General features: G+C 44.7%; 14 protein-coding genes and 1 tRNA gene. 8 read left to right on the top strand and 7 right to left on the bottom strand.

The features are described 5' to 3' along the window. A partial coding sequence (locus BMX95_RS31850; protein WP_143067626.1) for a transposase occupies positions 1–283 on the top strand: 283 nt, incomplete at its 5' end. A gap of 377 nt (positions 284–660) precedes the next feature. On the opposite strand, the gene BMX95_RS31845 is transcribed toward BMX95_RS31850, so the two are convergent. Next, positions 661–735 (bottom strand) — tRNA-Val (locus BMX95_RS31845). Positions 736–873: 138 nt separating this feature from the next. On the opposite strand from BMX95_RS31845, the gene BMX95_RS31840 reads away from it, so the two are divergent. Then, positions 874–1,566 (top strand): hypothetical protein, encoded by a 693-nt coding sequence (locus tag BMX95_RS31840; RefSeq protein WP_081201974.1) that lies wholly within the window; start codon positions 874–876, stop codon positions 1,564–1,566. A gap of 60 nt (positions 1,567–1,626) precedes the next feature. After that, positions 1,627–2,892 (top strand): WG repeat-containing protein, encoded by a 1,266-nt coding sequence (locus BMX95_RS31835; RefSeq protein WP_081201971.1) that lies wholly within the window; start codon positions 1,627–1,629, stop codon positions 2,890–2,892. 19 nt (positions 2,893–2,911) lie between these two features. Here the strand turns inward: BMX95_RS31835 and BMX95_RS31830 are convergent, their stop codons facing one another. From BMX95_RS31830 to BMX95_RS31820, 3 genes are all read right to left on the bottom strand, one after another. Then, a complete protein-coding gene (locus BMX95_RS31830) occupies positions 2,912–3,436 on the bottom strand; it encodes a hypothetical protein (protein ID WP_133053970.1) in 525 nt (174 codons plus the stop codon). A gap of 77 nt (positions 3,437–3,513) precedes the next feature. Beyond that, positions 3,514–4,536 carry an NADPH-dependent aldehyde reductase Ahr gene (gene ahr, locus BMX95_RS31825; protein ID WP_081201966.1) on the bottom strand — a complete coding sequence of 341 codons (1,023 nt, stop codon included), beginning with the start codon at positions 4,534–4,536 and terminating at the stop codon, positions 3,514–3,516. Positions 4,537–4,618: 82 nt separating this feature from the next. Continuing rightward, positions 4,619–5,494, bottom strand: a complete 876-nt coding sequence (locus BMX95_RS31820) for a helix-turn-helix domain-containing protein (protein WP_090519702.1) — start codon at positions 5,492–5,494, stop codon at positions 4,619–4,621. A gap of 226 nt (positions 5,495–5,720) precedes the next feature. Between BMX95_RS31820 and BMX95_RS31815 the strand changes: the two genes are divergently transcribed. Continuing rightward, positions 5,721–7,376 carry a PAS domain S-box protein gene (locus BMX95_RS31815; RefSeq protein ID WP_081201964.1) on the top strand — a complete coding sequence of 552 codons (1,656 nt, stop codon included), beginning with the start codon at positions 5,721–5,723 and terminating at the stop codon, positions 7,374–7,376. Here the strand turns inward: BMX95_RS31815 and BMX95_RS31810 are convergent. Next, on the bottom strand, positions 7,373–7,783 hold the full coding sequence (locus BMX95_RS31810; RefSeq protein WP_081201961.1) for a response regulator: 411 nt from the start codon (positions 7,781–7,783) through the stop codon (positions 7,373–7,375). The two genes, BMX95_RS31815 and BMX95_RS31810, sit on opposite strands and share 4 nt — an antisense overlap. A gap of 204 nt (positions 7,784–7,987) precedes the next feature. Between BMX95_RS31810 and BMX95_RS31805 the strand changes: the two genes are divergently transcribed. Continuing rightward, positions 7,988–10,417 carry a mechanosensitive ion channel family protein gene (locus BMX95_RS31805; RefSeq protein ID WP_081201955.1) on the top strand — a complete coding sequence of 810 codons (2,430 nt, stop codon included), beginning with the start codon at positions 7,988–7,990 and terminating at the stop codon, positions 10,415–10,417. 82 nt (positions 10,418–10,499) lie between these two features. On the opposite strand, the gene BMX95_RS31800 is transcribed toward BMX95_RS31805, so the two are convergent. After that, entirely contained in the window at positions 10,500–10,745 is a 246-nt protein-coding gene (locus BMX95_RS31800; protein WP_081201952.1) for a hypothetical protein, read from the bottom strand. 155 nt (positions 10,746–10,900) lie between these two features. On the opposite strand from BMX95_RS31800, the gene BMX95_RS31795 reads away from it, so the two are divergent. Then, complete coding sequence (locus BMX95_RS31795; RefSeq protein WP_081201951.1) at positions 10,901–11,491, top strand: YciE/YciF ferroxidase family protein; 591 nt, start codon at positions 10,901–10,903, stop codon at positions 11,489–11,491. Between the two features lie 96 nt (positions 11,492–11,587). Next, positions 11,588–12,244, top strand: a complete 657-nt coding sequence (locus BMX95_RS31790; RefSeq protein WP_081201949.1) for a DUF6766 family protein — start codon at positions 11,588–11,590, stop codon at positions 12,242–12,244. On the opposite strand, the gene BMX95_RS31785 is transcribed toward BMX95_RS31790, so the two are convergent. Further along, positions 12,245–12,727: a CinA family protein gene (locus BMX95_RS31785; RefSeq protein ID WP_081201948.1), complete on the bottom strand. Its 483-nt coding sequence runs from the start codon at positions 12,725–12,727 to the stop codon at positions 12,245–12,247. It lies immediately after the preceding gene. A gap of 106 nt (positions 12,728–12,833) precedes the next feature. On the opposite strand from BMX95_RS31785, the gene BMX95_RS31780 reads away from it, so the two are divergent. After that, positions 12,834–13,139, top strand: coding sequence for a DUF6496 domain-containing protein (locus BMX95_RS31780; RefSeq protein ID WP_081201945.1), 306 nt, complete (start codon positions 12,834–12,836; stop codon positions 13,137–13,139). The last annotated feature ends 2 nt before the right edge of the window (positions 13,140–13,141 follow it).

Genomic DNA, 13,141 nt, shown 5'->3' with positions numbered 1-13,141 from the left:
GAGACTGACTATCATCTTCAACTCCTGCAAGTGCAAAGAAGAGGCGTTTAAAAAACTGGCTTTATGGTTCAATGAAATAGAAGAAGCGGGTATTGAATCTTTTAGGACCGTTTATAGATCCATCGAAACACACCACCCAAGTATCTTGAATTACTTTAATAACAGAAGCACCAATGCTTCGGCTGAATCTTTTAATGCAAAAATCAAATCTTTTAGGGCTTCTGCCAGAGGGGTAAGAGACATTAACTTCTTCTTATTCAGGCTCCAGAAAATCTATGCGTAAAAACCTAATCCCCCAACTATTTGACTTGATCCGAAACATCCGTTTCTTTTCAACCTGATCCGTAACACCTCTATGCCTCCTCGTTGGCACCTCTTTGCTTCCTCTGTACCTCTGTACTTCAACTATTAAGTTTTTGCAGTTATCAAGAATGGCTGGATCATGAAACTGATAATAAATACGCCAAGGGGTCTTAACGCTGGCTTTTGTAGTGTGCCAGTTTTTGGGAATCACTTTGATGGTGGAATGGTAGCACCCATTTAAGGTGGAGATCATTTTGACAGAGTTTAAAATTTAGTGACTTTTTTAAACCATCTGTCAGGCAAAGGCGAGAATGAAAAAAGGCCGAAACCCTTGTGTGTAATGGATTTCGACCTTTGTGGGAGTTGACGGGCTCGAACCGCCGACCCTCTGCTTGTAAGGCAGATGCTCTGAACCAACTGAGCTAAACTCCCTTGATTATCATTGGGGTTGCAAATGTAAGGTTCCTTTTTTAATTACAAACTTTTGCGGCCATTTTTTTTAAACTTTTTATCACGCCGGCCTTTTATAATTTAGCCACCATTATAGAGAACGCGTTTTAAAAAATCATAATGGGACAAAACAATTCAATCATATCCTACATAAAAAAAGAAAAAATCACCGATTGCCTCCATTGGTTGAATGAAAACTCCGAGGCGGGTGCGGAGGCCCCATTGCAGTTGATCATCGATAGTAAAGAAACCAGTTTACGCGGTAGTGGGTTCAAACTAAATGACCATAGAAGCAGTTACCTCGACAGGCATGAAATAGTGAAGGATTTTGACGTTTTACATTTTATCACCAGTCTGATCTTCGATATTGATCCCGACTTACTCACTTCACTGGCTACCGGCTGGATGAAATTTAACCGCGGTTTGGAATACCTGGAAGACTTTAAAGAAAGCTTTGAAAGCGCCTATCTGGGAAACGGTAAAATGCGCTATGGGAATTATGAATCAAAAATAATCTGGTTAAAGGATCAGGAGGTGTTTGTGTTCCAGTTTGTGGCCGTAACTACCGATATGAGCATTGCCATGGAGAAATCACCGGCAGTTAAAAAATGGATGATCGATTTTTCCAGGAACGCAGATGCTATTTTAACGCACCTCGACCAGGACTATAACGGCCGCAGGATACTGTTTTATAGGGGTAAGGAAATCGACGTGACTATCTGTGAAGGAAATGACGAGGAACCTTTCGGGTTACCCCGTAGTTTCCTGGATGATTATCTAAAGCTTGCACTTACTTACGATCGAAATAAGTAACTAAGTGTACCTTTACCCATCGGCATCGTTGCTTCGGCCGACATTTTAAAATTCTAATCCATGAAACATAACGGGTTGCCACCAGCTGTCGTTATCACTTACGCGGTTGAATACAGCGAAGAGGTGTATGATTCGATCACCATTTACAAAAATAGTGACGGAAAATGGGGCGTGTTAAAACGAACCCTTGACGGCGGATATAACATATTGGTGGAACCGGTTTACGACTTGCTCGGTTTTAACCGCGTGCTGAATTACCTGGAAGCGGTGGCTTATACCGATGATACCTGGCAGGTTGATGGAAATAGTTTTTATTTTTTTGATTTGAACGGCCAGTTGAAAGCAAGTGTATCCGGGGTCACATCAGTACGGATAGACGATAGTGGCCGGTTACTGGTGCTGAAGAGCGATAGTATGGGACTGCTGGATAATAAAGGGGAAACCATTATTACACCCGCTTATGTGTCGTTATACAATCTGCAGGGCAACCTGTACAAAGCACAAAAAGGAGCAGGTTATGGCATCATCGACACCAACGAAATGGTGCTGCTCGATTTTAAATACAAATTCATTTTTACCACCGTTAAAAACGACCGGGTAATAGTACAGGACCTGACTAACCGGTATTTCTCTTTTCATTTTCCCACCAGTGAATTACATGCATTGCCCTACGACAACATCTTCCGGGCTACCAGTAATACGTATGGAGGCGGCGAGGGTGAGCCTGGTTTGTTTAAGGCGATCCGGCAAAGCGTGGCAACCGAATTTGATGATTACGACGAGGACATGTGCGCGTTTACGGGGATCTGGGGCATCATTTATGCCGATGGTACTACCAAAATTCCCAATGAATATGCGTTTGTAGATGGTTTTGTAAATCCGGATTACTTCAAAGTTGCACTGGGCAACTTCTCCTTTTATGTAAATGACGATACCGGTCATTTAATAGCCGAAGGAGTTAAATGGGGCGTGGTGGATGCCAACAACAACATTATAGTGCCTATTGAATACGACTGGGTGCAGGAAGTAGGTGATACCCTTTGGATGGTAAACAAGGGGGGAACGGTGTTTTATAACCACGATTACCAGGAGGAAGGCTGGGAAGTGCGGGGGGGACAAGTAGGTGTGTTCAATAAAAACCGGTTAATTACGCCTATAGCCTACGATACCATCATGACCAGCTGGTTCCGAATAAAGGATTATGTGTTTGTACAAAACGGGCATCCGAAGTTTAATGACCGGTATGACTACGATGTATACAACTTCGACGGTAAAAAGATAGAAGTGAACAAACCGCGTCCGCGGGATCACATGTATTACAGATAATTACTGCCTGTAATCTCTTTTACTGTTGGTGAGAATTCTTGATGGTAGGGGTGTTCGGGGTGTAGAAAGGTGACTGGCCGCCGTAATAGTGGCTGATGCCAATGCTGCCGCTAATAGAAAATGTTCTTTCGTCATTCACATACATCACACCCATATAAGCCGATGAATAAGCGCCAAACCGGCTGTTATTCATAAAGCTACTGGTCTTATTGAAAGATTGATTGTAAGGACTGTTGAAATTGAAGATGGTCGGGGCCACATTAACACCGGCAAAAGCGTAGACATTATTTGTTAACTGCCGGTTAATCTGCAGACCCATGGGCGCTGACAAGAACGGTCCGCCGCCGCCTCTGAAAAATGTATAACCGGCCGAAATAGCCCCATATTTTGAAAGGAACCATTTCTTTTGATGCGTATTGGAATCGGCCACCTGGCCATAATGCCTGAAGAAGGGCTGGTTCAAAGAGCCAAAGCCCATTGGTACCTGTGCTTTCACTGCTACAGCGGAGATCAGTATCGCGGCAAAAAGAATTATCCGTTTCATCTCCATAAAGATAAGTCCTTTTACGGATAGTTAAAAGCCCCTGACGGATAGGCCGGGGGCTTTTAATGCAGTTTTCATCAGTTAAGATCGGTTTTCAGCACGATCCGGTACCGGGCTTTTCCTGCTTCCAGGTGCGCCATGGCTTCATTTATGCGGCTCATGGGAAAATATTCCACCATCGGTGCAATGTTGTGTTGCGCTGCAAATTGAAGCATCTGATCGGTTTGTATGCGGCTGCCGGCGGGGGAGGAGGAAATTGATTTTTTACCAGCCAGCAGCGACATTACCCGTACCGGAATAGGTTCCAGCACCGCACCCACAATATGCAGTTTGCCGCCCGGTTTTAATAAGGCAATGATGCTGTCCCAATCAAGGGTGGCATTGGCCGTGATCATTATAAAATCCAGGCTGCCGGCCAGCTTTTTCATTGCTTCCGAATCGGTACTGCTGGCCGTGTGTGTTGCCCCGAACGAACGGGCTTCTTCGAACTTACTGTTGCTGGAAGTGAATGCTGTTATTTCGCAACCCCAGGCTTTCAGGAATTTGATGGCCATGTGACCCAGTCCGCCAATGCCAAAAACGCCCACTTTATGAGTAGGTAACACATGCCCGTCGAGCAGGGGCGCAAATACCGTAATACCACCACACAGCAGGGGACCTGCAGCCGCCGCATCAACCCCGGCCGGTATAGGCACTGCCCACACCCAATGACTGCGTACCCGGTTGGCAAAGGCGCCATGATGGCCCACGATGGTGGCTTTGCCCGTGGTACACAACTCATAGGCTCCCTTCAAACAATGTTCACAATGCAAACAGGCCGATTTGTTCCAGCCCACTCCCACACGCTGGCCAATGGTCAACCCTTTTTCTTTGGCTACCTCACCCAGTGCTACCACTTTCCCAATGGCTTCGTGCCCGGGAACAAACGGATAAGTAGTAATGCCCCAATCGTTGTGCAACATGGAGAGGTCTGAATGACAAATGCCGCAATATTCCACTGCTATATCTACTTCCTCAGGGCCTAAGGGACCAGGCTCATATTGAAAAGGTTCCAGTTTTCCGTGTGCGGTTTGGGCCGCCCACGCTTGTACTAACGCCATTGTATAACTTGTTTAATGTCTGTAAATAAAAGAGACGATACGAAGTTCGTACCGTCTCTTTTATGAGGCTTTGCCTGTTAGCTCAGTTTTTATTACTGTCTGGCTCATTTATTCCCGGTTGCCGCACTGCACTGGGCGGATAACCGAAATGTTCCTTAAAAATGCGGGAGAAATGAGAAGGGTTTTCAAACCCTACCATATAACAGATGTCCAGTACAGACAGGTCGGTGTTTTCAAGTGCTTCTTTTGCTTTGTTCAGCCGTTTTATTCGTATCCAGTCGGAAGGCGGGATGTTGTAAATGGTGTTAAAATCGCGTTTAAAACTGGCCAGGCTTCGGCCTGACAGGTAAGCCAGTTGTTCAATGGTGATGGGGTTGGTGAAGTTTTCTTCCACAATGGCTGTGAGCTCCGATTTTACCGGGTGTTTCATTTGCAGCAATTGTTGTAACAGGTTTTTATCCGTGGCTGCCACATCGTACAATAATTCCAGCATTTTTATTCGCAGCAATCCTTCATCTACATTTTCCGGTTCGCTGAAATAAGGCACTACACTTTCAATAAATTTCTGCATGCGTTCGGTCACCGGTTTGGGTGAAATGGCTGCCGATTCTTTGGTGGTTGTGTCTTTTATGTTGGCAATGCGAATAAAATCAAGCAGGAATTCATCTTTTAAAAAGAAAAGCACACTGTCGTACTGGCCGGTTTTGTCGTACTGCATCAGGGTATTTTTTTTCATCAGCAGCATTTCATGTTGCTTCACTACATACGTGGCTTTGCCGTGGGTGATCACGTTTTGTCCGCTCCGCACATACAACAACAAATGTTCTTCCAGCAGCATGGCGCCCTGCGTGCGGATAATATGCGCACAGGATTCCACTACAGAAAGCCCATTTATGGTAAGCGCCCGGTTGAAAAATGGCCCTGATATTAATTCAGATGGGACCCGGTTGTATTTCATATTATAAAGATAATTAATTACATCCGGCAGGCCTGTTGTATCTGGCTCATTTGTGTTAACTAATTGGCTCAGGGAGGGCATAAGGAGCCTGAATGGCTATTTTGCGGTTTCCTCGAAACTATAAAAACTATGCCAACATATTAGTCACAGTGCACTTTATAGCATGGTTATTTCAAGTGTATCGGAGGTGGTTTTGGTAATTTTATATAACCCTAATATTTTTTGAATGAAACAACAACAGGGGATTTCTGAACATGAAACCGGCTTTTTGGGAGACAGTCAAATTCTAAACAGTATGCCAACGGCGGTAAGTGTGTTCGATATGAATGGCGTTATCCAAAGATACAATGAACAGGCTGTACAGTTGTGGGGAAGACGGCCTTCATTGGGTGACCTGAATGAACGTTTTAGTGGTGGATATAAGTTGTATCAGCCTGACGGTACCTGGTTGCCGCATGATCAAAGTCCTATTGCCGAATGTTTGAAAGACGGGTTACCTAAATTGGACCTTGAATTCATTCTTGAGCGACCAGACCACACCCGCCTTTATATTCGGGTGGATATTGCTCCGGTTGTTGATGGAGCTGGAAAACAGGTAGGCGCCATCAATTGTTTTTACGACATAACCCATCGAAAGGAAACGGAAGAGGAACTAACCCAAAGGATCCGCGAGGAAAAATTACGTGAACTGGCCGCTTCCCTGGAGAAGTTAGTGGAAAAGAAAACCAGTGACCTGATGATGAGGACGGAAGAATTAAAAAAAAGCGAAGAACGGTACCATAAGATGGTAGAAGAAGTAGAAGACTATGCTATCCTGATGCTGGACAGGGAAGGCACGATCATAAACTGGAATAAAGGCGCCGAAAAAATAAAAGGTTATAAAGAAGAAGAAATTGTAGGCAAGAACTTCCAGGAATTTTATCTGCCTGAAGACCGGAGAAAAGGCTTGCCCCTGCAATTGCTGCGGCTGGCAAAAGATGCCGGTAAGGCTTTGCATGAAGGTTGGCGAAAAAGAAAAGACGGCAGTGTTTTTTGGGGTAGTATTGTATTGACTGCTATACACGACAATGAAGGCCACATAATCGGGTTTACCAAAGTGACCCGCGACCTGACAGAAAGAAAGCTGGCTGAAGACCAGCTGAAAGATTACCTGCGAAAGCTGGAGTTTCAGAATAAAGAACTGGAACAATTTGTTTACGCAGCTTCACATGATCTGAAAGAACCTTTACGTAAGATCAATCTGTATATTAACTATATAGCTGATCAACCAGGCAATCAGTTAGATAGCAAGTCAAAGGATTATATAAACCGGTCGCTTAAAGCGGCTGAACGAATGAAGACCCTGATCGAAGACCTGTTGATCTATTCCCGTTCGACCGTTAATGCGGATAATTTTGAACAGGTAGATCTGAACACCATTGTCGAGGAAATAATCCATTCGCATAATGAGGAATTCGGCGAGGAGAAGGGAGAGATCATAGCTGAAAAGTTACCTGTGGTACCGGGAGTGCCTTTCCAGTTGAAACAACTGTTCTTTAACCTGATCAACAACGCCGTTAAATATAAGCACCCCGACCGTAATGTGGTAATAAAAATAAGCTGCAAGTTGGTAAATGGGATTGATATTAAAGCACCCAACCTGGAGAATAACAGGCAATATTACAAGATCTCGGTTGTTGATAACGGAATTGGTTTCGAGCAGGCCTATGCTGTGCGGGTCTTTGAGATCTTTCAACGCCTTAATAATTCGACCAATACAAAAGGGTCAGGCATCGGGTTGTCAATTGTGAAAAAAATTGTTCAGAATTATAAGGGGGCTATCGTGGCAACAGGTGAACCTGACAAGGGCGCCTGTTTTACTATTTATTTGCCGAAGAATTAAGCGGTACCATTACAGTACATCAACAACTTTTTTGCCAGGCCGTTTAATTCTTTCATATTATCTGGCTTAACAATATAGGCGGATGCGCCGTTGTTCATGCATTCGTGCTGATGCATGTAAGCGTTAGAGGTGCTTAGTACCACTTTAGGGATCGTGTCGTACCGCTTTTTAGATTTCATGAAAGATAAAACCTCCGAACCTTTCAGTTCAGGCATATTATAATCCAGGATAATGAGGCAGGGGAGGTCATCATCGGGTGCGGAATGCAGGTATTCTATGGCAGAATGGCCATTATGGAACTTATGCAGAGTTGCTGCCGGTTCAATATTCAGGATTGCCTCTTCTATTAACTCGATGTCTTCAACATCATCATCCGCCATAACTATATTTACTTTATTCTTTCCCATAGCTTGTTAAGGTTTGCAAATATAAAACCGGTTCTTTTCAGAGCCATACCTGTTATGGTGTAGAATATTTTCCTCTTATTTGAAGTTTGCCTGCCGGCACAATTTTCTTTTAGAAATAATTAAATAACCCTCAGGCGCTTCTGATAAAATCGTTAGAATTTTCAGCCTAGTTTTTATAGTTTAGCAGCTCAAAATCTAGTATTCATGAGAATGCCGTCTGGCCGTTTGGCCGTCCTGATCATTAGCCTGTTGTTAGCGTGCCCCGCCTGGGCGCAACATTCCCCCCGTACACCCTATACAGATTCAAGCCGGAGGTTTACTGGAACCGATTCAATCCCCAAAGATACCAGCCGGTTTAAAAGGAATAATCCGCTCAATTCCCTGTTTGCGGACTCTGCCAAACTGACCACCAGTGATTTTCAATTACAGATAGAAAAAACTTACCTGATCCTGAATAATGTCAGGAATAAAAGCGAACTGGGTCTGCCGGTAAAACTGATCAAATCGAGACTGGCCGATACGGATTCCATGCTGGCCGTATTAAAAGACAATGTGCTCAACAACAGCGCCGCACTGAACCTGCGCAACCTGCAGGTGTTCAGGACCCTGTTGCTGAATATTCAGACCAGTTGCAAAGAAGACCGTGAAATGCTGGATAGCACCGAGGGCAAACTGGTTGATCTGCGTAACAGCACAAAAACCCTGGTGGGTGACACCGTGATGCGACAAATGTGGCGCGATTCGGCGTTACGGGTGCAGTTTCAGCCGCAATTAAAAGGCATGCGCGAGCTGTTCGGCAGTTCTACCCAAAAATTGCGCGGCGCCCTGGCAGCGGTTAACCTGTTGCAAACGCATGTATCCTCCAATTCCATTACAGCTGCCCAACTGCTGGAAAAAGTAAGTACTTTATTAAATACCTCTACCGCCCGCATTTTTGGCAAGGAATACAATTACCTGTGGGAGAAAGATACCGTAAGCCTTTCCAACAGCGCCCGTAGTTCATTGGGCAAGGCGGTTGATGGTGAGAAAAAGGCCTTACATTATTATTTCAAGGACAGTGGTCAAAAAAGGTTGTTCCTGCTGTTGATTGGCCTGTTGTTCTTTATCTGGTTGTATCGCAACATCAGAACGCTGAAGCGCGTCAATGCGATGGACAATCTCAGCTACCTGGAATTCGAATACCTGCCGCATAATTATATCGTGGCTTCCTTTATCATGATGTTTGCCGTAGCCCCGTTGTTCGATCTGCATGCGCCCTCTGTATATATTGAATCCATGCAGTTTTTGATGCTGGTGATTCTCACCGTCATCTGCTGGAAAAAATGGCCACGCCGGCTGTTCCTGTACTGGATAGCCATGGTAATACTGTACATCTGTTTTTCATTCACCCATCATATGGCCGATCCCGGCCTGGGTCAACGCACCTGGTTGATCTTACTGAATATTTTGTCAGTAGTGTTTGGTATGTTGTTCCTTTCACAAATACAACAGAACCTGCCCATGCGCAGCTTCCTGAAGTTTGTGATCAACCTGCATAACATCCTGAACCTGGTGAGTGTATTGTGTAATATGGCCGGCCGGGTTTCGCTGGCCCAGATCCTGGGCAGCGCTGCCATCTTTGCGTTTACGCAGGCCATTGGTTTGGCCGTGTTCAGCAAAATATGTATGGAAGCTATTTTGCAACAAATTGTTGCCAGCCGGTTGCGCCGTAATGTGCAAACCCGACTGAACTACCAGCCTGTACTTTCGGGTTTCCGCAGGCCGGTTTTGTTCCTTACGGTAGTGTTGTGGCTGATCGTATTCACCACCAACCTGAATATCTACACGTCGGTAACCGAGTGGCTGGGTTCGTTTTTAACCGCTCCACGCAGCATTGGCAGCGCTGAATTTACATTGGGTGGCGTGCTGTTGTTTTTCTTTATAATCTGGCTGGCGCACCTGCTGCAGAAATATGTAGGTTTCTTTTTTGGCGATACCGGTACTGCAGATGAGGATGAACTGCATAACAAAGGACAACGTTCCCGTTTATTGATAGCCCGGCTTATTTTATTATGCGTAGGTTACCTGCTGGCTGTGGCTGCTTCGGGTGTTCCGGTTGATAAGATCACCATCGTATTAGGCGCGCTGGGTGTTGGTATCGGTTTAGGTTTGCAGAATATTGTGAACAATTTCGTGTCGGGCATCATTCTCATCTTCGACCGCCCGCTACAAATTGGCGATGTGGTGGAAATTGGCGATAAACAGGGCCGTGTGCGGGAAATTGGTCTGCGTTCCAGCACCCTCATGACCGGCGATGGGGCCGAAGTGATCATTCCGAATGGCGACGTATTATCACAACAGATTGTAAACTGGACACTGAGCAATAACCAGCAACGCATTCAACTTGACCTGAGCGTTACCGGTAACAATGATATGGAAGTAGTAACAAGCACGGTTAAAAAAGCCATTCTCGCCTCCGGCTTTGTTTATGAGAACCGCGAACCTTCCGTACTATTCACCAAAGTAAGCGATAATGGTTTCGATCTTACCGTATATTTCTGGTGTGTTGATATCACTAAGGCAGGGGAAGCGAAGAGCGCGATCACCTTGCTGTTGTTCCAGCACCTGAAGGCCCAGGGAATGCAGTTAGGTTAATTTCTATAAAGTATAATGGCCAGGGGGCAGAGGGCAGAGCGCAAAGATCTCTGCCTTCTGCCCCCTGCCTTTTGCCCTATTTTTATACGGCATACTTCTTTTCAATGGCTTTGCCTACCTTTTCAATAAGGCCTTCAGGCCGGTCTTCATTAACTGTCCATTCACCGTTGTTATGAGATACATGGCCAAATGAAGCATCATTCAAAACAACATGAAACGAAACCGGAAAGCCATCGTCGTTGAACTTATCCGATGGGTTTACCCAACCGGTATACTTTGTTCCATCAGCTTCGAATGAAATGTTGAATATCTTATCTTCTTCAGTCATATGGATAATGTTTTAATGACAGCTGAAATATCTGTACCATGCCTGGGGAAATAATGCCCGCATGTTGGGAAGGTCAGCGCGGTTTCATCAAATACGCGCAGGCACAACATTTTGTATTGGTTCTTATTATTTATAAACTGTAAAACCTAACGAATATGCCTGCAACAACTAAGTCACGCAGCACAAAAAAGAAAACTGCCTTAGCAGCCACCGCAAAAGGAAATACCCAGCTCCAGGAATTTTTTATGGAATCGCTTAAAGATATTTACTGGGCCGAAAAACGGCTCACCAAAACCTTGCCTAAACTGCAAAAGGCAGCGACCACCCAGGAATTGAAAGCAGCTATTGAAGAACACCTGAGTCAAACCCAGGAGCATGTGTCACGCATTGAAGAAGCCTTTCAAATAATGGGTAAAAAAGCCCAGGCTAAAAAATGTGAAGCCATGGAAGGGCTGGTAAAAGAAGGGGAGAGCATTCTGGAAGAAACCGAAAAAGGCTCTATGACCCGTGATGCCGGTATTATTGCTGCAGCGCAAAAAGTAGAACACTATGAGATCGCTACCTATGGTACGCTGGTTACGCTGGCAAAAACCATGGGCGAAGATGAGGTGGCCCAGTTACTGCAGCAAATACTGGAAGAAGAAAAGCAAACCGATCAAACATTGACCGGCATTGCTGAAGGCGGTATTAACTGGGAAGCTGAGCAAGAGGAAGAAGGCGAAGAAGAGGAGGAGGAGGAAGAATAATAACCAGCATAATTTTTTTTTACTGATGAGCATTATTGGATTGTTGAGTCCCGGCGGTATTATCGGGACTCTTTTAGTTAAATTAAACCCTGTTTTATGCGGAAGTTCATTCATAACAATAGTTTATCCATTGTGTTCTTCCTGCTTTTTGTAGTAACCCTGTCGGGACAGATCTTTACCGGCATCGTAGAGTATAATAAAGAACAACAGGAGGAGGGACAGCCAACGGTTACCTTATCAAAATATTTAACTTCCGGGCACTTTCTTGAATCTACATTCGAAAACTGGGAAAGCGAGTTTTTACAAATGGCTTTTTTCGTAGTGTTTACCATCTGGCTGTATCAAAAAGGCTCCTCCGAATCAAAGAAGTTTGAAGAAGGGGAAGAGGTTGACCGCGAACCAGACCCCAGGAGGGAAGGGGCGCCCTGGCCGGTACGCAGGGGCGGCTGGGTGTTGGCTGTCTATAAACATTCCCTCACTATTGCTCTGTTGTTGCTCTTTTTGATTTCCTTTATGCTGCATTTATATGGCAGTTATAAAGACGAAAATGAACAGCTGGCGCAGAAAGTTTTGCCCTTGTGGACGTTTGGCCGTTATATAGGAAGTACCCGTTTCTGGTTCGAGTCATTCCAGAACTGGCAAAGCGAATTTCTATCGGTATTCGCCATTATTGTATTATCCATTTACCTGCGGCAGAAAGGTTCCTCCCAGTCAAAACCGGTTGATACGCCTTATAGTGAAACAGAAGAATGATCACTTCATAACAGTGGCCAGCTTTTGTAATAAAGTTTGCGTATAATACAATTGAACCCCGGACGGGGTTTCTGCAGTGCTGCGCAGTTTTCCTTTTAAAATGATTTTTTCTTTATACGTAATAGCAAAGTAAGCAAACAGTTTGTTGCCCGATTCCGGTACCAGTGTGGCATAGCCTGTTATGCCAATGCCCCAATGCGCACCAAAGATGTGGCAAACTTGAAGCGCCATTTGTTCGGCCACCAATGGTGAAACACAGTTAACGGCCAGCGCATGGATCGGTTCAACCTGCAGGTGTTTAAATTTTTGTGCAACATTATAAGCCGTAAGTCCACCCTGAAAGAAATCGGTAGCGTCGGGAATGTTAGAGAAAGCATATTGCAGCAAACCTGAAGTAACGCTTTCTGCAACGGCAATCGTTTCTTCTTTACGCTTCAGGTATTTGCCGATTTTTATAAGCAGGTTTTTGTCAAAAAGTTCCATAATTCCAGAAGTCACAAAAACATTGCCTGTAGACAATCATCTACACTATATACTGGTAATGAAATTGAAGGATGATAATAATTATTAATCCTTTAAATTATTTTTTATGGCTAAATATTCAAGAGGTGCAGGTAAAAAAGTAGGAAGGGCCATGCACGAAATGAAAGAGGGAAAATTAAAGAGTGGCCGAAGCGGCAGAAAGGTAACAAGCCCTAAACAGGCCATTGCCATCGGTTTGTCTGAAGCCCGCGAAGAAGGCGCCAAAGTGCCCAAAAAGAAATCGGCATCTAAAAAAAGTTCCGCTAAAAGAAGTGCGCCGACGAAAAGAGCTACTGCCAAAAAGAAAGCACCTGGTAAGAAAAGAGCAACCAGCAGAAAAAGAACAACGAGGAAGAAATCAACCAGCCGTTAGTA

The sequence above is a fragment of the Niastella yeongjuensis genome (assembly GCF_900110245.1).
Lineage (GTDB): Bacteria > Bacteroidota > Bacteroidia > Chitinophagales > Chitinophagaceae > Niastella > Niastella yeongjuensis.
This window is presented reverse-complemented; position numbering and strand designations above follow the sequence as displayed.

Coding starts and splice junctions, on each gene's coding strand:
- BMX95_RS31795 (WP_081201951.1), top strand. CDS start 10,901: ATGCCTGCAACAACTAAGTCACGCAGCACAAAAAAGAAAACTGCCTTA.
- BMX95_RS31780 (WP_081201945.1), top strand. CDS start 12,834: ATGGCTAAATATTCAAGAGGTGCAGGTAAAAAAGTAGGAAGGGCCATG.
- BMX95_RS31830 (WP_133053970.1), bottom strand. CDS start 3,436: ATGAAACGGATAATTCTTTTTGCCGCGATACTGATCTCCGCTGTAGCA.
- BMX95_RS31820 (WP_090519702.1), bottom strand. CDS start 5,494: ATGAAATACAACCGGGTCCCATCTGAATTAATATCAGGGCCATTTTTC.
- BMX95_RS31815 (WP_081201964.1), top strand. CDS start 5,721: ATGAAACAACAACAGGGGATTTCTGAACATGAAACCGGCTTTTTGGGA.
- BMX95_RS31810 (WP_081201961.1), bottom strand. CDS start 7,783: ATGGGAAAGAATAAAGTAAATATAGTTATGGCGGATGATGATGTTGAA.
- BMX95_RS31800 (WP_081201952.1), bottom strand. CDS start 10,745: ATGACTGAAGAAGATAAGATATTCAACATTTCATTCGAAGCTGATGGA.
- ahr (WP_081201966.1), bottom strand. CDS start 4,536: ATGGCGTTAGTACAAGCGTGGGCGGCCCAAACCGCACACGGAAAACTG.
- BMX95_RS31785 (WP_081201948.1), bottom strand. CDS start 12,727: ATGGAACTTTTTGACAAAAACCTGCTTATAAAAATCGGCAAATACCTG.
- BMX95_RS31840 (WP_081201974.1), top strand. CDS start 874: ATGGGACAAAACAATTCAATCATATCCTACATAAAAAAAGAAAAAATC.
- BMX95_RS31805 (WP_081201955.1), top strand. CDS start 7,988: ATGAGAATGCCGTCTGGCCGTTTGGCCGTCCTGATCATTAGCCTGTTG.
- BMX95_RS31790 (WP_081201949.1), top strand. CDS start 11,588: ATGCGGAAGTTCATTCATAACAATAGTTTATCCATTGTGTTCTTCCTG.
- BMX95_RS31835 (WP_081201971.1), top strand. CDS start 1,627: ATGAAACATAACGGGTTGCCACCAGCTGTCGTTATCACTTACGCGGTT.